The following is an 18,800-nucleotide window of genomic DNA, read 5'->3' as shown; positions in this document are numbered from 1 at the left end:
CGACATCTCTCGGCCCTCCCGCCCACGACCACAACAACCATGGGGGACCAACGACCCAGCCCTGCTCGAATCACGTATTCCTCAGCAGAGTCCTTCAGGGCGGTGGTGAAGCGCATCCCGAAATTGTTCTGACCCGTATGTGAGCACGGGTCCGCAGTGGGGGCCTCGGTCGGCTACACGGGGCGCTGCTGGTTCTCGATGTACTGGCGTACGACGGTCAGTGGGGCGCCGCCGCATGATCCGGCGAAGTAGGAGCCGGACCAGAAGTGTCCGCCCCACAGGTAGCGGCGTACGTGAGTGTCGTACTCCTTGCGCAGGTAACGGGAGGAGACGCCTTTGAGTGAGTTGACCAGCTTGGAGAGCTGGACCTTGGGTGGGTAGTGCACGAGGAGGTGTACGTGATCTTCCTCGCCGTTGAACTGCTTCAGCTCCGCTTCGAAGTCCTCGCACACCTCGCCCATGATCTCCGCGCACCTGGTCAGCATGTCGCTGGTGAATGCCCGCCGCCGGTACTTGGTGACAAAGACCAAATGGACGTGCAGGTTGTAGACGACGTGACGCCCGGTGCGTACATCAGGATTCGGATTCCAGCGTGGCGACATGAACCGAATGCTAGCGTAGTCGTATGACCACGCAACGTGCATGCGGAGGGCGGCAGTTCGGGCATCGTGCCCGGCTGGCGCTGACGCCTGCGCAGGTGCTGCTCATGGATGGTCAGGCGCACGCGGCCCGCACGATGTGGAACCTGCTGCACGACTGGTGGACGATGCTGCCCAGGGACAGGCGTTCCCTCGCGGCGGCGGACGCGGCGATCCGCCAGGCACGCAAGGAGATCGACTGGCTCGCCCATCTGCCCGCTCAGGCCGCGCAGGCTGTGCTCAAGACGTACTTCCAGGCGTGGAGGAACTGCTGGGAAGGCCGCGCGGGCGCCCCCGGCTTCAAAGCCCGCTTCCGCACGGTGATGTCCGTGGACATCCCCCAGGGCCGGGACCTGTGCATCACCCGGGTGCACCGCCGCTGGGGCATGGTCAACATCCCCAAGATCGGGCGGGTCCGGTTCCGCTGGACCAAAGACCTCCCCGTAGGAAAACACGCCAATGCCCAGAACCGGATCACCGGGGCCCGGCTGGTCAAGGACGCGCTCGGCTGGCACATAGCCTTCCGCATCCAGACCCTCGAACCCGAACCCGAGCCGCACACCGGCCCCGAAGCCGGCATCGACGTGGGCGTCACCGTGCCACTCGCCCTCTCCGACGGCACAACATACGACCACCACCCATGGCTGACCGGGAAGGAACAGGCAAAGCTGCTCCGGCTGGAGCAGCGGGCCGCACACCGCAAGAGCCTCCGCAAACCAGGAGAGCGCACCTCCCACCGCCTGCGGACCACCTATGACCAGATCGCAGGGATCCGCGCGAGAGCCAAGCGCAGACACCTGGACTGGCAGCACAAGGCCACCACCGCCATCGCCGCGAAGTACAGCGTGGTCGTGGTGGAAGACCTGAACATCACGAACATGGTCAAGAGCGCCAAGGGCACCGTGGAGATGCCGGGGAAGAACATCGCCCAGAAGTCCGGCCTCAACCGCGCCATCAGCGGCGAGGCATGGGGCCGGGCCATCGCGATGCTGACGTACAAGACCGCCCGCCAGGGCGGCACCCTGCACAAGGTTCCCGCCCCCGGCACTTCCCGGCGCTGCTCGATGTGCGGGGTCACCACGCCGGGCAGCCGGGAGTCCCAGGCCGTGTTCGTGTGCAAGAACCCCGACTGCGGCTGGGTGGGCAACGCCGACCACAACGGAGCCCGGAACATCTTGCACCTGTACCGGATGGGCCTCGCGCTCATCCCGGCTGCCGGGAGGGCAGTCGTCAGGCGCGCACGCCGCGTCAAACCCGCCACCGCAAGGTAGGCAGGAATCTCCCGGATTCATCCGGGAGAGCACTTCAATGTGGTCCGCTGTGGCTGGTGACGGTACTGGTCATGCAGGCCGACGCAGTATTTTGGGACTCTCTCGTGTTCGGCGGGATCGACGACGTGGACGTCGAGACGGTCACCGCCGCTTTCGGCACGGTCGACGTGGTGGCGCGGGGCAGGGCGACCGGGGCCGTCCGTCCTGACTGCGGTTGTTTCTCGAGGCGGGTGCACGACTCCTGCCGGCGCAGGCTGAGGGATCTTCCGCTCGGCGGGCAGAGCGTCGTGATTCGGCTGAGGGTCCGGCGGTTCATCTGCGGTGCAGGTGACTGCCCGCGCCGTACGTTCGCTGAGCCGTTCGCTCGGCTGACCACTCCGTACGCGCGCTTCACCACGCGGCTGAACCACGTTCTGGAACGTATCGGGCTCGCGATCGCCGGCCGAGCAGGCGCCCGCCTGGCGGCTCAGCTGGGCTTTGGAGCGGGGCGGATGACCTTGCTGCGTAGGGTCATGGCACTGCCGGACCCGCTGTTCAGCACGCCGCGCGTGCTGGGCGTGGACGACTTCGCGATCCGCCGGGGACAGACCTACTCCACCGTCCTGACCTGCGGAGAAACCCATCGAGTGGTCGATGTGCTCCCGACACGCGAAGCGCGGCCGCTGGCCGCATGGCTGACCACCCACCCCGGCGTGGAGATCATCTGCAGGGACCGGGCGGGCGCCTACGCCGAGGGCGCCCGGCTCGGCGCCCCAGATGCCCTCCAGGTCGCCGACCGGTTCCACCTGTGGCAGGGACTCGGCCGGGCCGTGGAGATTTGCGTCGCCGCCCGCCGCGAGTGCTTACAAGCCCCGCCGACCAAGCCGACAAGCGTCGACACGCCGCCGGACGGCTCGGGGCTTGCCGTTCCGGACCCTGGCGGCCGACGGGCCGAGCGGAAGAAGACCGCCCACGCCATCGTCCACGAGCTGCTCGCGCAGGGCCACTCGCGCCGGGCGATCGCCCGCCACCTGGGCTGGGGGCTCAACACCGTGCTGCGCTACGCGCGCAGCGCACTGGCAGGACACCCTCCGCGACAACCGGCCCCGACCCAGCAGGCTAGATCCTTACAAGCCTTACCTGGAACGGCGGTTCACCGAAGGAGGCACGAGCGTCACCCGCCTGCACCGCGAACTGCTCGACGAGAACGCCCCGGTCACCTACCAGATGGTCCGTGCCTACATCGCCACCCTGCGCGCCGCCCCGCCGCAGGCGCCGCCTCCGCCGCCGACGGTACGGCAGGTGACCGGCTGGCTCACCCGCCACCCTGCGGCCCTGAGTGAGGAAGACCTCGCCACGCTCAAGGGCGTTCTGGCCCGCTGCCCCGAGCTGGACGCCGCCGCAGCGCATGTCCGCCACTTCGGCGAGATGATGGCCAACCGCCTTGGCTTCACGCTCCCTGCCTGGATCGACGCCGTTGACGCCAGTCAGTTGCCTGGCCTCACCGGCTTCGCACTCCATCTGCTCCGGGACCTCGACGCCGTCACAGCCGGACTGACCCTGCACTGGAGCTCCGGCGGCACCGAAGGGGCCGTGAATCGCATCAAAAAGGTCAAAGGCGACTCTGTGGGCGAGCGGGATTCGAACTGCTCCGCAAAAATGATCTTGCTGCAGTGACCTGCCCCTCGATATTCGGGTGAAGGTACGGGAAGGGCTGCGTAGGCTGACGAGCGTGGAACCAGCTGACTTCTACACCGGCATCGTCGCAGAGCTCTACGAACCTCTGAAGTCCTTCTCCCAGGACCCCGAGCCCTACGCAGCCTTCATTCAGCAAGCCGGGGCGCCGGCGCTGGAACTGGGATGCGGAGACGGTGATCCTCTACTTGAACTGCGCCGACGCGGCCTGGACGTCGACGGCGTCGACTCCTCCGCGGACATGCTGGAGCGCCTCCGGCGCCGGGCAGACGAACAAGGCATCCATGCCACCGTGTTCCACCAGCGTATGGAGGCTTTGAACCTGCCCCGTCGCTACCGGACGATCTTTCTCGCCGGGCCGACCTTTACCCTGCTCCCCGACGACGCCACGGCGCTCGCCGCCCTGCACGGCATCCGCGCTCACCTGGCTGAGGGCGGCACCGCCCTGGTGCCCCTGTTCACCCCCGCGCCAACTCCAGCCGAACAGATCGGCCGGGTGCGCACGGCCGCCGCACTCGACGGCGCCGAGCTCCGGGTGTCCGTCGTCGCAGAACAACGCGACGAGACAGCCCGGACACAGACGACACTTCTACGCTACGAACGGCACCATGGCTCCGACAGCACCATCGAAGAGCGCTCGTGGATCATGCACTGGTACACCCGGGAGCAGTTCGAGAAGCTGGCCACGACCGTCGGCCTGGCCGTGACCGCGGTCACCGATTCGGACGGGAAGCCAGCCCCTGCCGGTATCACCGACCTGCGGCACTTCCGACTCCGAGCCACCTGACCGCCTCGCCTCATTTTGAGAAGGTCCCGGAGCACACTCCGCGACCGCTCCCCGAGGTCTGTGCCAGAACCCAGTAGTGACGTCACTTGTCGACGGGTTTGGGAGGCGCCCAGAACCACGGTCGGGTGATGTTGACGAGTTCGGGTTGCGGCATGTCGATGCGGGAGCTTGAGCGCAAGAATGGCGTGACCTGGCGGATGGTACGGAAGGCGTTGGACTCGTCATGGCCGGAGCCCCGCAAGAAACTGCCACCCCGAGCCACCACGCTGGACCCGTACCAGGCGGTGATCGACGGGATCCTGCGGGCGGACCTGGACGCGCCCCGCAAGCAGCGCCACACGGTCACCCGGATCTTCCACCGGCTGGTCGACGAGCACGGGGCGGACGTCTCCTACGGAGTGGTGCGCTACGACGTCGCCAGTCGGAGGCCCGAGATCCTGGTCGAGTCCGGCAAGGCGCCGCTGGAGGCCTCATCGCCCTCGGCACCGAAGCCGCTATGAAGGGCTACCGAGTCCGCTACACAAAACAGCGTCGCCATCGCCTCCAACGAGTCCTTTGGCGGCTGGACCAAGACCTTCACCGACCCCCGCCTCTGCGCGGCCATCGTCGACCGCCTCACCTTCAACGGCACCATCATTGAGACCGGCGCAGACTCCTACCGCCTCGCCAGCACCCGAGCCCGAGCCGAGAACCCGGCCAAAGCAGGGTGATCCGACGGCGGCAGGTCACCGGTCGTTAGCTGAGTCGTCAGACACTGCGGCAGAACGCAGCAGGGTCAGACCGTCGTCGGGGTGTCCCGCAGGGTGACGTTGGCGTGGCTCTCCTGGAAGCTTTGGTCTGAAACGAGGGTCAGCCGAGCTGTGGACTGGAACTCCGGCAGCGTAGTGGAGCCGCAGGAGACCATCGTGGTCTTGAGCTTGGCAATGGTCAGGGCGAGCCCTTCGTTGAGGTCGCCCGCGTAGGGGACGTAGCCGTCCACGCCTTCCTCGAAGACCAGCCCTTGGCCTCCCTGGCCGTAGCGCTGCCAGTTGCGGGCCCGGTTCGAGCCCTCCCCCCAGTACTCCTTCACGAAGCCGTCACGGGTGGGCAGCTTCGCGCCGGCGGCCTGGTCGAAACGTGCGAAGTATCGCCCCATCATGACGAAGTCGGCCCCCATCGCCAGCGCCAGGGCCACGTGGTAGTCGTGCACCAGCCCACCATCGGAGCAGATCGGCACGTATTCGCCGGTACGTTCCAGGAAGGCATCTCGGGCCGCCGCGACGTCCAGCACAGCGCTGGCCTGGCCGCGGCCAATGCCCTTCTGGTCCCGAGTGATGCAGATGGAGCCGCCACCCACGCCGACCTTGACGAAGTCCGCTCCCGCCTCGGCGAGAAAGGTGAACGCCTCCCCGTCAACCACGTTGCCGCCGCCGACCGGGATCTCCGGGTAGTGCTTCTTCACCCAGGACAGAGCCTGCGCCTGCCAGTCGCTGTAGCCGTCGGACGAGTCGAAGCACAACGCGTCCACGCCTGCCTCCAGCAGGGCCGGGACGCGCTCTTGATAGTCGTGGGTGTTGATACCCGCCCCCACACGCAGACGCTTGGCAGCGTCCACGACCTGGTTCGGGAAGCGCTTGTTGTCCGCGTAGTCGGAACGGAATACCAGTTGCTGCAGGTGACCCTCAGCATCCAGCACCGGGAGGCAGTCCAGCCGTTCGTCCCACAGCCGGGCATTGGCTTCGGAAAGGGTGCTCTCGGGTCCGGCATGGGCCAGGTCGGCGATAGCGGTCATCCGGCCACTGACCGGTCCATCCAGATCATGACGCTGGGGGTGGAAGTCCCGGGAGGTCACCAGGCCGAGCAGGCGGCCGGTGGCGGTTCCGTCATGGGTGACTGCAGCGGTGCTGTGACCGGTGCGGCGCATCACATCGACCAGGAGGCTCAGGCTGTCGTCGGGGCGGACGTTGGTGTCGCTGGTGACGAACCCGGCCTTGAAATTCTTCACCTTGCGAACGGCTGCTGCCTGGTCCTGGATCGGCTGGTTGTGGTGCAGGAAACTGAAACCACCGTTGCGCGCGAGCGCGATCGCGAGGTCGGTTGTGCTGACGGCCTGCATGATCGCGGACGTGAACGGGGACTGAAGCTCGATCGCCGATGCCTCGCCCGCGATGTGCCGCACCAGTGGCGTGCGCAAGTCGACCGTCTCGGCAGAGCAGTCGGTCCGAGTTCGGTTCGGCAAGAGCAGAAACTCGTTGAACGTCCGTGAGACTTCGGCGATGATCTGTGCCACTCGTTCCTCCTGACCCGTAGGCCGGGCCCGACTGCCCCGCCGTGAGGATCGCCCCCTACCCGGTGCCCGGGCAGGCAGAGACCGGCACGGCAGCCGTGGTGGTGCCCCAACTGCGGCAGAGCCCTGACCGGCCCGTGGATCGAACGGGGGGCGGTCGTGACCTGCCACTCTATCGGTTTACTCAGCCGCTGAACCAATCGTGCCGTCACCGACAGCCGCCACCCCCGGGTGGCTACTTCAGGCCCTCGGCCGGGGCCGCGAGGTACTCGGCCCAGCCGCCTCCGGCGTAGTCGAACCAGCGAAGTGCCGTGTGGCGCTGCATCCCGGTCACGTCGGCGAGGATCGGACTGGGGAGATCAGCTGCGAGCGCCGCGTGCCCCTGTCCGGTGCCGTCATTCGGCATCGACATTCGCGCCTCGGCTGATCACCGACTGCTCCCGGAAGCAGTCGACAAACGCTGTTCCTAGTGATCGACGAAGCCACCGCACCGCCGTACATCACTGCATCCAGGCGCGGAAGGCCTCCTGCGTCGCCGTACGCAGCAGCTCGTCCTCCACCGCCCGCGGACGGTCCCCGCCGGACACCGGCGGCGCCGTCGGGCGCGAGCAGCAGGATCAGGCGCCGGCGGTCCTTCGTCTGCTCCAGCTGGCAGGGCCACGCCTGGAACGGGTGGCGACGGGCGAGGTCGAGCTTCGGCGCGGTCACGGCGAGACCGACCGCACCGCCAAGACCGGAGAAGAACGCCAAGGTCCCCGCCAGACCGGCCACGACCACGCCCGCGTCCAGTGAGACCGGCACCAGCCACTTCACGGAGCCGACGGCCGCCGGCACCATCGCCACGGCGAACAGCAGGAAAGCGCGGGCTATGTCCCTGCCGCGCCGCAGCTGTTCGTAAACCCCCGGATAGGTCGCCGCCGTTCCACGGGGCACCTGATATCCGTACTCGTCCGCCAGCACCATTCCCCTCCATCTGCCGCCTTGCGACCCTGGAAAGATGCTGATGCGGCGCGGTGGCCCCCGCCAGGTCCTGGGGTGTCCCGGACAGCCCGGGACACCCCTCAGGTCACCAGAGAGCCGGGGTCGGGATCGCCCGGCTGAAGTCGCCGGCCCGTAGCGCGTCGGTGGGGATCGACCAGTGCATCCAGCCGCCCTCGCCGCCGATGTACCACTCGTTCTCCCCGGACAGCTGCAGCAGGTGTTGGTACAGGTTCGGGTCTTCGCCGCGCGGCAGCATCGGCGAGTTGCTGGTGGTGACCTGCGGACGGCCGAACGCGAGGCCCGCGGTATCGAGTGCGCCCGGCCGCTGTGACCAGTCGGTGAGCAATTCCTGCACATACACATCGGGCATGGCCCGGTGCATGTCGTCGACGTCGGGTCCAAGTTCGAGGGCCCGCCAGGCCGGCCAGTCGAAGCTGTCGGGGAAGGCGAACCCGGGCGAGGCTGCCCACGGGACGGGCTCGAAGAGGCTCGAACGGGCGGGTGGGTCCGTCTCGACGGCATGCGGGTGACGGGCCGGGATCACCCTGCTCACCTGCGTCTCGTAGGGACCGTATTTCTGCATCAGATCGTAGGACGCCGGGTCGCACTGCTCCGATTCGGCGTCGAGGTAGAAGAAGTTGAGCAGGCCCGCCCCGGAAGCAGGGAGGAGATCACCGAGCCACGGGGCCAAGGGGGCGGTATCGAGGACGGCGAGCAGACTCAGCGGAAAGCCGTCACAGGTCGGCCACGGCGTACCCGGTTCGAGCATTGCCCTGCCCCCGAACCGACTGAGCCCGGCGGCGTCCCCCGGGTTTTCGGCCTCGGTGAGTGCGAAGCCGGGCCGGGCCAAGTCAACGAACTGCACGGCTAGTTCCGGGCCGAGACGCTCGGCACAGAAGTCATGCAGGGCGGCCCGTGTGCTCTCTGGATCATCCATGGCCGCATTCAAGCACCCGCTTCCGACAGCTCGGACAGTCCCGGACTGTCCCGGACGCCCCGTGGCGGCGGATACCGGGGTTACCGCGGATACGTTCATGTCGGAAGCAAAAAACGGGGGAACACCGGGACCGCCGTGGTCCCCGAACCCATTCCGGTCACGGAGGTTTTGGTGCGCAGGCAACTGATCATCGCGAGTGTGCTGTCGGCGGGGGTGGCCCTGCTGACCGCCTGCGGAAGCTCCTCGGACAGCCAGTCCAACCCGTCGGCCCCGTCGGCGTCGGAGGTGATCAGCCAACCCGCGAGCGGCGACGACGGGACCTCCCGCAACCCGTCCTCGTCGGAGCTGGACTTCACCTGGTTCCCGGACGGCGGCGCGAACCTCGCCCCCCTCGGGATCCGGCATGGCGAAGCCCTGATGCCGACGGTGAACGAGTGCGACGGCAAGGTCACCTTCGGTCAGGAAGTGACCATCTCCTTCCCCTGCGGGACCGAACGGGCCCGCGGCACGCTGCGGGTCAACCAGTCCGCCGACAAACTCTCGATCTCCTGGACCAGCGGCGTCACCGACACCTTCGTCAAGCGGAGCGACCTCACCGTCCCCGACCCGACGATCACGGGGACGCCTGACATGGAGGACCTCCAGCGGCAACTCGACGAGCTGAAGGATCTCGTGGACGACGGAAGCGGCCTCACCGGCTGAACGCGCGCCGGGCCCGGGCCCGGCGCGCACGCGCTGCGCGCGGGCGGACGCGCCGCCGTGAGAGGGTGCCCTATGCCGCCCCACCACCTGCGCTTCTTCTTCGAAGCCGGCGTCTCGGACACGCCGCTGTGGCCGGACGACCTCGACAGTCCGTACGGCTTCCCCTGCGAGCTGGAACGACTGCCGATCAGCCCGGCCACCCAAGCCGAATTGGCGAGGCTGAGTGAGTGGTACCAGTCATCCATCGACTGGGACTACCCACCGGACCCGTCTCCGTGGCCCCCAGAGGAATGGGACCTGTTCCGACAGCGGTCGGACGCGGCGTTGGATGCCCTGCGCCGTGAGTTGGGCGATGAATGGACGGTCGAGGACCGACGCTGACCGTCGAGAGGTTGGCCTGAGCAAGCCCGGCGAGTGGCCGCTGCCGTCGGCCGCTGTGGGCCGCTAGTAGGATCGGCCCATGCCCTTGAGCATGAACGACGTGGACCGGTTCGAGGCCTCCAGGCCCCGTCTGGAGGCCATCGCCTACCGCCTCCTCGGCTCCGCGAGCGAGGCGGAGGACGCCGTGCAGGAGACGTTCCTGCGCTGGCAGGCCGCCGATGTCGACCGCGTCGAGGTCCCCGAGGCCTGGCTGACGAAGGTCCTCACCAACCTGTGCCTCAATCAGCTCACTTCGGCCCGGGCGCGGCGCGAGACCTATGTGGGCGAGTGGCTCCCCGAGCCGCTGCTCGCCGGGGACACGATGCTCGGCCCGGCCGACACCGCCGAGCAGCGCGAATCGGTTTCGTTCGCGGTCCTCACCCTCATGGAGCGGCTCTCCCCCAACGAGCGGGCGGTGTACGTGCTGCGGGAGGCCTTCGACTACCCCCACCGGGAGATCGCCGAGATCCTCGACATCACCGAGGCATCCAGTCAGCAGATCTTCCACCGCGCCAAGAAGCACGTCGCGGACGGCCAGGCGCGAACCGAGATCGACGAGGCCGCCGCCCGGCGGATCGTCGAGGAGTTCCTCGCGGCCGCGACCAGCGGCCGGACGGAGCCGCTCGTGCGGCTGCTCACCCAGGACGCCATCTCGATCGGCGACGGTGGCGGGAAGGTCCCGGCCCGCGCGAAGGCGTTCGAGGGCGCTGTCGCGGTCGCGAAGTTCATGTGGGGCCTGTTCAAGCCCGGCAAGGCCAAGCGCGCCGTCATCGGCGGCTCGGCCGAGATCTACGCCACGATCGCCAACGGCGATCCCGCCGTCGTGGCGGTCGTCGAGGGCCGGGTCGTCGGCGTCATGTGCCTGGAGGTCACGGCCGAGGGCATCGCCGCGTTCCGTAACCAGGTCAACCCCGACAAGCTCGAACGCGTGACCGAGCGGTGGGCGGCCGTCGACCACGGGGAGCCCCTGCTCTACGCCTTCTGATCCGGTGTGAGGTGCTTCACATCGCATTCCTGTCAGGAAACAGCGGGCTGCCCGGTTCAAGGGGCGACTCGCTGAAGACAGGAACAGACAGGAGCAAGGACATGCAGCACCGCATCATGGTCCTCGGAGCCGGATACACCGGAGCCATCGCCGCCGGGCGCCTCGCCAAGCGGCTGAGCCGCGAGGACGTCGCCATCACCCTCGTCAACGCCGAGCCCGACTTCGTCGAGCGCGTCCGGATGCACCAGCTGGCGGTCGGCCAGGACCTCAAGCTCCGGCCCTTCAGCGAGATGTTCGCGGGCACTGGCGTCGAACTGAAGCTCGCGAAGGTCACCGGCGTCGACGTCGACCGCAAGACCGTCGCCGTCGTCGACGCGAACGGCGCCGAGGAGCTGGCGTACGACACCCTCGTGTACGCCCTCGGCAGCGGCTGGAACAACCAGGGTGTCCCCGGCACCGCCGAGCACGCCGACGAGATCGCCAGCCGCCCCGGAGCGCTCCGGCTGCGCGAGCGCCTGGCCCGCCTGGACGCCGGACAGCCCGTGGTCGTGGTCGGCGGCGGCCTCACCGGTCTGGAGGCCGCGACCGAGATCGCCGAGGCCCGCCCGGACCTCGACGTCGTCCTCGCCGCCCGCGGCGGCCTCGGCGACTGGCTCTCGCCCAAGGGACGCGAGCACCTGCGGAAGGTCTGCGCCAAGCTCGGCATCACCGTGCACGAGCACGCCGCCGTCACCGGCGTCGAGGCCGACCGCGTCGTCACCGCCGACGGCAGGGCCATCCCGGCCGCGGTCACCGTGTGGACCACCGGGTTCGCGGTCCACCCGATCGCACAGGCCACCACCCTGGAGGTGACCGGCACGGGCCAGACCGTGGTCGACGGGACCATGCGCTCGGTCTCGCACCCGGACGTGTACGCCATCGGCGACGCGGCCATGGTGATGGGCCCCGGCGACAAGCCGCTGCGGATGTCGTGCGCCTCGGGCACCCCCACCGCGTGGCAGGCCGCCGACGCCATCGCGGCGCGCCTGACCGGCGGGAAGCTCCCGAACGTGCCGATCCGCTACTTCAACCAGTGCATCTCGCTGGGCCGCAAGGAGGGCCTGATCCAGTACGTCACCGCCGACGACCGCGCCGTCCGGGCGGCCCTGACCGGACGGTTCGCCGCCGTCTACAAGGAGCTGATCTGCAAAGGCGCGGCCTGGAGCGTCGCCAACCCGACGCTCGGGATGCCGAGCCGGCGCCGCCGCGTCGTGCGGGAGCGGGTCCAGGCGGAATTGGCCGTCTGAAGGAGCGCGTCACGATGATCGCCGCGCGAGGCCGGCGTGGTCCGGGGCCGGGTGGCCCGCCGCGCCGGCCCTCTATCCCCTCCCGGCTACCGAAGGCCGCCGTGGAAACAGGTCTCACCGTCGATCCGGACCGGCCGGCCGGGCGGCAGGGGCGGGTCCAAGGGCTCGCCCTCAGGAAGCCCCGACCAGTCGATGAGGAACGACGCGTCCAGGGGCTCGACCGGAAAACGGGTGATGGGCTGTCCCGGTCGGTGGATCTCCAGGGTCAGCTTCAGCGTGGTCGGCAGGTCTTCAGGGGTGAAGTCCCCGTTGTCACAGGACTTGAGGATCTCGTCGGCGTCGCGCTGCGCGGTGGCGACGGAGCCGAAAACGCACGCGATCGAGGCCCACTCCGAGTTGCTGATCCGGGCCTCTTCGCGGACCAGGGCGAACGCGTAGCGGTCGGGGGACTCGGTGCCGTCGAAGTCGTCTTCCTCGGGCACCTCTTCGCCGAGTTCGGCGAGGCTGTCGCGCGCGACATGGTCTCCCGGGTCGCGCCGCAGCGCCTCTGTGTACGCGGCGACCGCACCATCGCGCTCGCCGGACCAGCACAGGGCGTGGCCCAGGTGAAGGGGCACGAGAGGGTCGCCGGGGTCGGCGTCCAGGGCAGCGCGGGCCGCCTCGACAGCCCGCGCGAGCAGCGGCTCGCTGAGGCCGTCCTCGTCGTACTCCTCCATGTCGCCCAGGTACGGCCCGTCGTCCCCGTCCGTCCATGACCAGTCGCAGTCCAGCTCGTCGAGGGCGCAGCGTTGCAGGGCCAGCGCCGCGATCGTCGAGCGTCCCACGGCGACGGTGGCGGCGGTCTCCGCGTCCTCGGGGCTCAGCTTCCGCGCGACGGCGTCGTAGCAGCGGGTCGCCTCCGCGAGCAGGCGCGGGACCGCGTCCGTCGCGGCGCCGTCTGTCAGCCGCTCGCTGCTTTCGCGGAGCAGTGAACTGGCCTTGATCAGCACAGTGTTCGTCGCGTCATCGTCCGTCATGGACCGGCACGTTACTGCTCCCCGCTGTCCCCCGACCGGAGGAGTTTGCCGAGGATCGCGCTCAGTTGGCCGCGCTCGTCGCGGGTGAGGACGTGGAAGGTGTCCTCAAGGAAGGCGGGGATCGAGGCCTGGGCCGTGGCGAGCCTTCGGCGGCCCGAGTCGGTGATGGTGACGGCGTAGGAGCGCCGGTCGTGGGGGTTGCGCTCCCTGCGGATGTGGCCCGACTGCTCCAGGTCGTCGCAGACGCTGACCATGACGCTGCGGTCGATCCGCAGTTCCTCGCTGAGCGCCTGCTGGGAGCAGGGGCCGACGGCGTCGAGCATCTGGAGCACGAGGTGTTGCCCGACCCCGAGCCCTTCCTTGGTGGCGTGCGCGTCGGCGGCCCGGGCCACGGTGGCCGAGGCCCGGCACAGCGCGATGTCCAGCCGCTCGGCGGCGAGCTGCGCGAAGTATGCCGGTCGGGCGCGGTCGGTCGCTCTGTTCGTCGTCGCCATCGCTCTCCTTCTCCCGTGAGCCGTCAGTCTATCGCAGATCGATCTGACCAAAGATTGTTTGACAGCAGATGATTGGCGGCCATACGGTCCAATCGTCTGTCCACCAATTGTTTGGACTCAGATGGAGAGGGATCGTGACCCGAACAGACGGCCGCCCACAGGTGGCCCTGGTGTTGCTCTGCGCCGCGGTGTTCCTGGACTCGATGGACCTGTCGTTGATGGGCGTGGCCCTGCCCGCCATCGGGCGTGATCTGTCGTTGCCGGAGAGCACCCTGCAGTGTCTGATGTCCGGCTACGCGGTCGCCTACGGCGGCTTTCTGCTGCTCGGCGGCCGTATCGCGAACTCGACTACACCGCGCCGGCCACCGGGCTCGGGATCGTCCCGATGGGCGTGGCCATCGTCGTCACCGCCAACCTGGCCGGCAGGCTGATCAGCCGGTGGGGTCTGGGGCGGGTGGCCGCGGCCGGGCTGCTGGTCCAGGGCGCGGGCATCCTGTTGTTCCTGCGGGCGGGGACACCGGCGACTACGTGACGACCTTGCTGCCCGCGCTGGTCGTCCACGGCGTCGGAAACGGGCTGTCCTTCCCGAGCCTCAACATCGCCGCCGTAGCCGGCCTGCCCGACGAGCGGCAGGGACTGGCCTCGGGACTGGTCACCTCCGCCGTCCAGATCGGCGCCGGGGTCGGTGTGGCGGTGCTGGCGGCGGTGATGACGCTCGGCGGCTCCCCGTCCGCCGGTTACCGGATCGCCTTCCTGACGGCGAGCGGCTTCTCCCTGCTGGGTGCCCTGATCGCCGCCTCGGGCCTGCGCCTTAGCCGCCCCGCACCCGCTTCCGTCACCACCACCTCACCTTCCTGAGGAGCGCCATGACGCTGGATCTCACCCCTGACCAGTTGCTGAGCACGACCCGCGCGGTCCGCAAGCGACTGGACCTCACCCGCCCGGTGCCTCGTGCCCTGATCGAGGAGTGCGTGGACCTGGCCGTACAGGCGCCCACCGGCCGCAACCGGCAGCGCTGGCACTTCCTCGTCGTCACCGAGCCGGAGCAGCGGCGGGCCGTGGCCGATATCTTTCTGCGCGCCCTGCCCCTGGTCACCGGGCAGCCGCTGACCGAGCGCGATACGTGGCGGATGAACTATCACGCCCGCTCCACCGAGCGGGTCTTCGACGGACTGCGACACCTGGCCGACAACATCCACCGGGTGCCCGCGTTCGTCATCCCCGGTGTGGAGGGACGGACCGACCACGCCCCGGTGGCCGTGCAGGCGGGGGCGTGGGGATCGATCCTGCCCGCGGTGTGGAGTTTCATGCTGGCCGCCCGGGCGCGTGGCCTGGGCACGGTGTGGACCACCGCACAGGGGCCGCTCGAACGCGAGCTGGCCCAGGTGCTCGGCGTGCCGTACAAGGAGCTCATGCTGGCGGCGTTCATCCCGCTGGCCTTCACCATCGGCACCGACTTCAAGCCCGCTCCCCGCATCCCGCGGGAGGAAGTCCTGCACTGGGAACGATGGTGAGCGCACGGGCGGGGCCGCGCCTGAGATGGACGGCTAGGGTGAGGCCGTGGCCTCTCCTGACGCTGAACTCAACCGGCTGGGCGCGAGCAAGTACGTCCTGGTCACCACCTACCGCAGGAACGGGCGTACCGTGCCGACCCCGGTGTGGGTGGTCCGTGACGGCGACACCTTGGGCGTGTGGACACGGGCCGACTCCGGCAAGGTCAAGCGCATCCGCAATCGGGGCGATGTCCTGGTCGCACCGTGTGATCTGCGCGGCAACCGCCGCGGCGACGACGTCCCCGGCCGTGCCGAGGTCCTGTACGGGGCCGACGTGGAGCGCTACCGCGGGCTCCTGCGCCGGAAGTACGGCCTGACCGGGCGGCTCACCGTGTGGGGGAGCGCGCTGCGCCGCGGCCGGGAGGGCACGGTGGGCATCCGCATCACGCTCGGCGACGCCACAGAGCAGCCCCGCTGAACGTGCGCGGGGCGGCCCGCGCTGGGTGCGCACGGCGGCGGTGACAACTCTGGCGGGCGGGCGTACGGTCGCGATCGGCGTCGGCACGCAAGCCGGGTCAAGCGGTGCCGGTGCGCGCCGCGGTGACCACGACCGCGGCGTATCGCATCGTGAAGCCGCCTCCCATCGCGTCGATCGCGGCGCCGGTGCCCGCCAGCAGCTCGGCCAGCTTGTCGGGTGGCATCTGGCCGGCGTCGCCGCCGGTACGCAGCTGGTCCAGCCACGCCTCCCGGGTGTAGGCACGCTCCCAGTCGAACCGCCACTGCTCCGGCTCGCCGAACGCGCCCGCCTGCCGTATCCCGTCGACCGCCCTGGTGAACAGCGTCGAGTAGGGGTCGAGCGCGGGCTTCGCCCAGGGGTTGCGGGGCGAGTCGGGCAGGACCCGGCGGTAGATCTCGGCGAAGGCCTCCGCGATATCGGGCGAGGGCTGGAATACGTTCCAGAACACGGCCAGTCGGCCGCCGGGCCGTAGTACCTCGGCCGCCTTGGCCGCTCCGGCGACCGGGTCGATCCAGTGCCAGGTCTGGGCGGCGATGACCGCGTCGAAGGTCCGGCCGGCCGAGGCCCAGTCCTCGAAGGCCGCCACCTCGACCTTGAGCCCGCCGCCGTGGAGCCCGCCGCCGCGGCGCGCGAACTCGGCCATGCGGGCGTCCACATCGACGCCCAGCACCGTGCAGCCGGCCGCTTGGAACTGCCGGGCCGCGATGCCGGTCCCGATGCCGACGTCGAGGACGTCGGGCCCGGGGCTCGCGGTGGTGATCGCGTCGATCACGGCATCGGGATAGCGGGGCCGGGCCCGGTCGTAGCGTTCGGCGTCCGAGCCGAATGACTCCGCCATTTCGCGGGCTTGATGGGACTCGCGTGCGGAATGAGGCGCTTGCTCAGATCCTGTAGTGGGCATGTGCCCACTATGAGTGGGCGGTCGCCCACTCGTCAACCGGTACAGTCATCGAGACAGGGAGGAGGTGCGGAGGATGCCGACGGGTGTGGCTCTCCGCGACGCGCGCGAGCAGCTGTTCGGCGCCGCCGAGCGGGTCCTGCTCCGGGACGGGCCGAGCGCGCTGACCAGTCGGGCCGTCACCACGGAGGCAGGCTGCGCCAAGGGGGTCCTGCACCGGCACTTCGCCGACTTCGACGCCTTCCTCGCCGAGCTCGTGCTCGACCGCGTCGCCCGGGTCGACCGCCAGGCCGCCGCCCTGCGCGAGTCCGCCGGGACAGGCACCGTCGCCGACAACCTCACCGGCGCGCTGATGGAGCTGTTCGGGTCGGTCGCCGTGGCCGTCGTCAGCCTCGTCATCTCCCGCGACGACCTGCGCGCCCGGCTGCGCGAGACCAGGCCGACCGGGCTCCCGGTGCTGACCGAGGCGGCGGGCATGGTCGCCGGCTACCTCGCCGCCGAGCGCGACCTGGGGCGTATCGCGGCGGACGCGGACCTCGACACGCTCGCGCCCACGCTGATCGGGGCCGCGCATCTGCTGTTCGCCGACCGCAAGGGGACCCCGCCCGAGGCCGCCGCCGTCCGCAAGGCCGTGACCACGGTCATCGCCGGAGCCTGAACCGCCCAGCGGCCCCGGCCGCTGACGCCGCCTACGGCCCGACCACCGGCGTCCACTCACGCACCCGCACCACCTCCACCCCGGCCACGCCGTAGTACGGATCCGCCTCAAGGATCCCGTCCAAACGCTCCCGGTCCACGTCGAAGACGAGGAGCGCGCCCGTGTCGTCCGCCCACGGCCCGGCCGCCACCAACTCGCCCGCCTCGCGCAGGGCGGTCAGGCGTTCGCGGTGGGCGGGGCGGGCGGCCAGGCGCTCGGGGGCGGGGGTGAAGACGAGTTCTACGGCCAGCATGGGAGCCGTCCCTTCTCGGTGTTGTCCGGTCTCGGTGCTGTCCGGCGGAACGTATCGCCGACGCGGCCGCGCGGGCTGTATCAGCTGATACACAGGGCGACGGCCGCATTGTTCGACACGCCATCCGCGCCTGTGCGACGATCGCGGCGAAAGAATCCATCCTTCTTCTTCGGAGGGAATCCCGGCCTTCAGTTCAGGCGGGGAGGGAATCCGATCCTGGGCCCTGCGGCGCGGAGCGCCGCAGCACCACTCCAGAATGCTCTGCGACGACAGCTGCGCTCAGTCCGGCCGCTTCTGGTTCTCGATGCAGTCCTTGACCACCTGGAGCGGCGCACCGCCGCAGCTTCCGGCGAAGTAGGAGCCGGACCAGAACCGGCCGTGCGTGATCGCCTGGTCCACTCGGCCGGTGAACTCCTGCCGCAACCGGCGCGAGGACACCCCCTTGAGGGAGTTGACCAGGTTCGACAGGGCAACCTTCGGCGGGTAGTGCACCAGCAGGTGCACGTGGTCTTCTTCGCCGTTGAACTCGATCAGGTCGGTCTCGAAGTCCTCGCAGACCTTCCGCATGATCTCTTCGCAGCGCGTCAGCATCTCGTCGTTGAAGACGGTCCGCCGGTACTTGGTGACGAACACCACGTGGACGTGCAGGTTGTGGACGACGTGACGGCCTCGCCGTACGTCGGGGTTTGGTTCCCGGGCCGGGCTGGTCCGTCGCGAAGCTCAGCCCGCTTAGCGAGAAGCCACCCCGTTTACGGGGTGGCGGAGTCACGAGGTTCGTCGACGCCAGGTGGGTCGGTGGAGCGCGTCGGCGTGCTCGCTCGTCGCGAGCACGACCCGGCTCCGCCCTGCGCGTTGTCAGGTCGTACTCGGGACCGAGCCCGTCCCGAAAGGACCGTTCGTGACCACCGACCAGTTCGGAATGACCGACGGCGACTACGTTCCCGATCCCGAGAGCGACACAGAGACGCTTGTCGCCGGTTTCTTCGACCACATATCAGCGACGTCGCTGGAGCAGGCGCTTCCCGGCGACCTCGTCTCCGCGATGCGTGAGCGGCACGCGGAACTGGAGGCGGGCAACGCGCACATGGTCGTCGACGAGCCCTCGCGCCACAACCTCCGCATCACCCTGGCGGTGGTCGCCGCGTACGAGAAGCTGCTCCCGCGGCTGGGCGGCGACGCAGCCACCCGCGCGGTACGGGCCGCGCTCCTCGAACCGCTCGGCGAGGCATGCACGTTCCAGCGCTCCGCCGACAATGATCAGCGAGACCTGCTGGACGTTCAGCGGTGCTTCTATCATGACGTGCTCAGGGCGAATTCCGCTTCGGAGCTGACACCCGTCATGTGCGCGTTCGACAGGAACTGGATCGAGGCGATCGACCCGGACCGGCACGGGTTCCGCTTCGAGCGTGCCACCACCATCGGCCTGGGTGGCGACCGCTGCCCGTTCCACTTCACCCGCACCGCGCCCTGAGTGAATTGAGGGGG

Annotated in this window: 24 protein-coding genes and 2 pseudogenes; 17 read left to right on the top strand and 9 right to left on the bottom strand. The window is 69.4% G+C overall.

The window, feature by feature from the left end:
• Positions 1-173 precede the first annotated feature (173 nt).
• Positions 174-602 (bottom strand): IS200/IS605 family transposase, encoded by a 429-nt coding sequence (tnpA, locus tag PV419_RS50880; protein WP_319700897.1) that lies wholly within the window; start codon positions 600-602, stop codon positions 174-176.
• 23 nt (positions 603-625) lie between these two features.
• Here tnpA (PV419_RS50880) and PV419_RS50875 point away from each other — a divergent pair, with 23 nt between their 5' ends.
• The 6 genes and pseudogenes from PV419_RS50875 to PV419_RS50850 form a co-directional block, all read left to right on the top strand.
• On the top strand, positions 626-1,909 hold the full coding sequence (locus tag PV419_RS50875) for a transposase (protein WP_319700896.1): 1,284 nt from the start codon (positions 626-628) through the stop codon (positions 1,907-1,909).
• Positions 1,910-1,965: 56 nt separating this feature from the next.
• Positions 1,966-3,231 (top strand): ISL3 family transposase, encoded by a 1,266-nt coding sequence (locus PV419_RS50870; RefSeq protein ID WP_319700895.1) that lies wholly within the window; start codon positions 1,966-1,968, stop codon positions 3,229-3,231.
• Entirely contained in the window at positions 3,191-3,565 is a 375-nt protein-coding gene (locus PV419_RS50865) for a transposase (protein WP_319700894.1), read from the top strand. The genes PV419_RS50870 and PV419_RS50865 overlap by 41 nt, the downstream gene beginning before the upstream one ends.
• A gap of 55 nt (positions 3,566-3,620) precedes the next feature.
• Entirely contained in the window at positions 3,621-4,370 is a 750-nt protein-coding gene (locus PV419_RS50860) for a class I SAM-dependent methyltransferase (RefSeq protein WP_319700893.1), read from the top strand.
• Positions 4,371-4,522: 152 nt separating this feature from the next.
• On the top strand, positions 4,523-4,870 hold the full coding sequence (locus PV419_RS50855) for a hypothetical protein (RefSeq protein WP_415925557.1): 348 nt from the start codon (positions 4,523-4,525) through the stop codon (positions 4,868-4,870).
• 6 nt (positions 4,871-4,876) lie between these two features.
• Positions 4,877-5,080, top strand: a pseudogene (locus PV419_RS50850) (ATP-binding protein); the annotation flags it as partial.
• Positions 5,081-5,145: 65 nt separating this feature from the next.
• On the opposite strand, the gene PV419_RS50845 reads toward PV419_RS50850, so the two are convergent.
• The 3 genes from PV419_RS50845 to PV419_RS50835 form a co-directional block, all read right to left on the bottom strand.
• A complete protein-coding gene (locus tag PV419_RS50845) occupies positions 5,146-6,639 on the bottom strand; it encodes an IMP dehydrogenase (protein WP_319700892.1) in 1,494 nt (497 codons plus the stop codon).
• A gap of 327 nt (positions 6,640-6,966) precedes the next feature.
• Positions 6,967-7,599: a hypothetical protein gene (locus PV419_RS50840; protein WP_319700891.1), complete on the bottom strand. Its 633-nt coding sequence runs from the start codon at positions 7,597-7,599 to the stop codon at positions 6,967-6,969.
• A 103-nt stretch (positions 7,600-7,702) separates the two neighbouring features.
• On the bottom strand, positions 7,703-8,554 hold the full coding sequence (locus tag PV419_RS50835) for a DUF1963 domain-containing protein (RefSeq protein ID WP_319700890.1): 852 nt from the start codon (positions 8,552-8,554) through the stop codon (positions 7,703-7,705).
• A gap of 171 nt (positions 8,555-8,725) precedes the next feature.
• Between PV419_RS50835 and PV419_RS50830 the strand changes: the two genes are divergently transcribed.
• The 4 genes from PV419_RS50830 to PV419_RS50815 all read left to right on the top strand — a co-directional run bounded on the left by PV419_RS50830 (position 8,726) and on the right by PV419_RS50815 (position 11,947).
• Complete coding sequence (locus PV419_RS50830) at positions 8,726-9,256, top strand: hypothetical protein (RefSeq protein ID WP_319700889.1); 531 nt, start codon at positions 8,726-8,728, stop codon at positions 9,254-9,256.
• A gap of 72 nt (positions 9,257-9,328) precedes the next feature.
• Positions 9,329-9,637: a hypothetical protein gene (locus PV419_RS50825; RefSeq protein ID WP_319700888.1), complete on the top strand. Its 309-nt coding sequence runs from the start codon at positions 9,329-9,331 to the stop codon at positions 9,635-9,637.
• 79 nt (positions 9,638-9,716) lie between these two features.
• Positions 9,717-10,661 (top strand): RNA polymerase sigma-70 factor, encoded by a 945-nt coding sequence (locus PV419_RS50820; protein ID WP_319700887.1) that lies wholly within the window; start codon positions 9,717-9,719, stop codon positions 10,659-10,661.
• 101 nt (positions 10,662-10,762) lie between these two features.
• On the top strand, positions 10,763-11,947 hold the full coding sequence (locus PV419_RS50815) for an NAD(P)/FAD-dependent oxidoreductase (protein WP_319700886.1): 1,185 nt from the start codon (positions 10,763-10,765) through the stop codon (positions 11,945-11,947).
• 86 nt (positions 11,948-12,033) lie between these two features.
• On the opposite strand, the gene PV419_RS50810 is transcribed toward PV419_RS50815, so the two are convergent.
• Both PV419_RS50810 and PV419_RS50805 read right to left on the bottom strand, forming a co-directional pair.
• Positions 12,034-12,963, bottom strand: a complete 930-nt coding sequence (locus PV419_RS50810) for a tetratricopeptide repeat protein (protein WP_319700885.1) — start codon at positions 12,961-12,963, stop codon at positions 12,034-12,036.
• A gap of 11 nt (positions 12,964-12,974) precedes the next feature.
• On the bottom strand, positions 12,975-13,457 hold the full coding sequence (locus PV419_RS50805; protein ID WP_319700884.1) for a MarR family winged helix-turn-helix transcriptional regulator: 483 nt from the start codon (positions 13,455-13,457) through the stop codon (positions 12,975-12,977).
• A gap of 134 nt (positions 13,458-13,591) precedes the next feature.
• Between PV419_RS50805 and PV419_RS50800 the strand changes: the two genes are divergently transcribed.
• The 5 genes from PV419_RS50800 to PV419_RS50780 are packed head-to-tail and all read left to right on the top strand — an operon-like array spanning position 13,592 to position 15,428.
• A complete protein-coding gene (locus PV419_RS50800) occupies positions 13,592-13,888 on the top strand; it encodes a hypothetical protein (RefSeq protein ID WP_319700883.1) in 297 nt (98 codons plus the stop codon).
• Positions 13,849-13,989 (top strand): hypothetical protein, encoded by a 141-nt coding sequence (locus tag PV419_RS50795; RefSeq protein WP_319700882.1) that lies wholly within the window; start codon positions 13,849-13,851, stop codon positions 13,987-13,989. Before PV419_RS50800 ends, PV419_RS50795 begins: the two co-directional genes overlap by 40 nt.
• On the top strand, positions 13,986-14,315 hold the full coding sequence (locus tag PV419_RS50790; RefSeq protein WP_319700881.1) for an MFS transporter: 330 nt from the start codon (positions 13,986-13,988) through the stop codon (positions 14,313-14,315). The genes PV419_RS50795 and PV419_RS50790 overlap by 4 nt, the downstream gene beginning before the upstream one ends.
• Positions 14,316-14,323: 8 nt before the next feature.
• Positions 14,324-14,971, top strand: coding sequence for a nitroreductase family protein (locus tag PV419_RS50785; RefSeq protein ID WP_319700880.1), 648 nt, complete (start codon positions 14,324-14,326; stop codon positions 14,969-14,971).
• A gap of 46 nt (positions 14,972-15,017) precedes the next feature.
• On the top strand, positions 15,018-15,428 hold the full coding sequence (locus tag PV419_RS50780; protein ID WP_319700879.1) for a PPOX class F420-dependent oxidoreductase: 411 nt from the start codon (positions 15,018-15,020) through the stop codon (positions 15,426-15,428).
• A gap of 97 nt (positions 15,429-15,525) precedes the next feature.
• On the opposite strand, the gene PV419_RS50775 is transcribed toward PV419_RS50780, so the two are convergent.
• On the bottom strand, positions 15,526-16,305 hold the full coding sequence (locus PV419_RS50775; protein WP_319700878.1) for a class I SAM-dependent methyltransferase: 780 nt from the start codon (positions 16,303-16,305) through the stop codon (positions 15,526-15,528).
• Between the two features lie 136 nt (positions 16,306-16,441).
• Here PV419_RS50775 and PV419_RS50770 point away from each other — a divergent pair, with 136 nt between their 5' ends.
• Positions 16,442-17,023 (top strand): TetR/AcrR family transcriptional regulator, encoded by a 582-nt coding sequence (locus tag PV419_RS50770; protein ID WP_319700877.1) that lies wholly within the window; start codon positions 16,442-16,444, stop codon positions 17,021-17,023.
• A 31-nt stretch (positions 17,024-17,054) separates the two neighbouring features.
• Here PV419_RS50770 and PV419_RS50765 read toward each other — a convergent pair whose 3' ends face one another.
• Both PV419_RS50765 and tnpA (PV419_RS50760) read right to left on the bottom strand, forming a co-directional pair.
• Positions 17,055-17,315 carry a YciI family protein gene (locus tag PV419_RS50765; protein WP_319700876.1) on the bottom strand — a complete coding sequence of 87 codons (261 nt, stop codon included), beginning with the start codon at positions 17,313-17,315 and terminating at the stop codon, positions 17,055-17,057.
• A gap of 279 nt (positions 17,316-17,594) precedes the next feature.
• A pseudogene (tnpA, locus tag PV419_RS50760) lies at positions 17,595-17,996 on the bottom strand (IS200/IS605 family transposase); the annotation flags it as partial.
• 217 nt (positions 17,997-18,213) lie between these two features.
• Here tnpA (PV419_RS50760) and PV419_RS50755 point away from each other — a divergent pair.
• Complete coding sequence (locus tag PV419_RS50755; protein WP_319700875.1) at positions 18,214-18,786, top strand: L-2-amino-thiazoline-4-carboxylic acid hydrolase; 573 nt, start codon at positions 18,214-18,216, stop codon at positions 18,784-18,786.
• Positions 18,787-18,800: the final 14 nt, after the last annotated feature.

The sequence above is a fragment of the Streptomyces sp. ME19-01-6 genome, from assembly GCF_033793745.1.
Classification (GTDB): domain Bacteria; phylum Actinomycetota; class Actinomycetes; order Streptomycetales; family Streptomycetaceae; genus Streptomyces.
The sequence above is the reverse complement of the archived record's forward strand: the minus strand, read 5'-3'. Positions and strand labels throughout refer to the sequence as shown.

Coding starts and splice junctions, on each gene's coding strand:
- PV419_RS50855 (WP_415925557.1), top strand. CDS start 4,523: ATGTCGATGCGGGAGCTTGAGCGCAAGAATGGCGTGACCTGGCGGATG.
- PV419_RS50875 (WP_319700896.1), top strand. CDS start 626: ATGACCACGCAACGTGCATGCGGAGGGCGGCAGTTCGGGCATCGTGCC.
- PV419_RS50840 (WP_319700891.1), bottom strand. CDS start 7,599: ATGGTGCTGGCGGACGAGTACGGATATCAGGTGCCCCGTGGAACGGCG.
- PV419_RS50805 (WP_319700884.1), bottom strand. CDS start 13,457: ATGGCGACGACGAACAGAGCGACCGACCGCGCCCGACCGGCATACTTC.
- PV419_RS50785 (WP_319700880.1), top strand. CDS start 14,324: ATGACGCTGGATCTCACCCCTGACCAGTTGCTGAGCACGACCCGCGCG.
- tnpA (WP_319700897.1), bottom strand. CDS start 602: ATGTCGCCACGCTGGAATCCGAATCCTGATGTACGCACCGGGCGTCAC.
- PV419_RS50825 (WP_319700888.1), top strand. CDS start 9,329: ATGCCGCCCCACCACCTGCGCTTCTTCTTCGAAGCCGGCGTCTCGGAC.
- PV419_RS50775 (WP_319700878.1), bottom strand. CDS start 16,305: ATGGCGGAGTCATTCGGCTCGGACGCCGAACGCTACGACCGGGCCCGG.
- PV419_RS50820 (WP_319700887.1), top strand. CDS start 9,717: ATGCCCTTGAGCATGAACGACGTGGACCGGTTCGAGGCCTCCAGGCCC.
- PV419_RS50810 (WP_319700885.1), bottom strand. CDS start 12,963: ATGACGGACGATGACGCGACGAACACTGTGCTGATCAAGGCCAGTTCA.
- PV419_RS50815 (WP_319700886.1), top strand. CDS start 10,763: ATGCAGCACCGCATCATGGTCCTCGGAGCCGGATACACCGGAGCCATC.
- PV419_RS50770 (WP_319700877.1), top strand. CDS start 16,442: ATGCCGACGGGTGTGGCTCTCCGCGACGCGCGCGAGCAGCTGTTCGGC.
- PV419_RS50765 (WP_319700876.1), bottom strand. CDS start 17,315: ATGCTGGCCGTAGAACTCGTCTTCACCCCCGCCCCCGAGCGCCTGGCC.
- PV419_RS50835 (WP_319700890.1), bottom strand. CDS start 8,554: ATGGATGATCCAGAGAGCACACGGGCCGCCCTGCATGACTTCTGTGCC.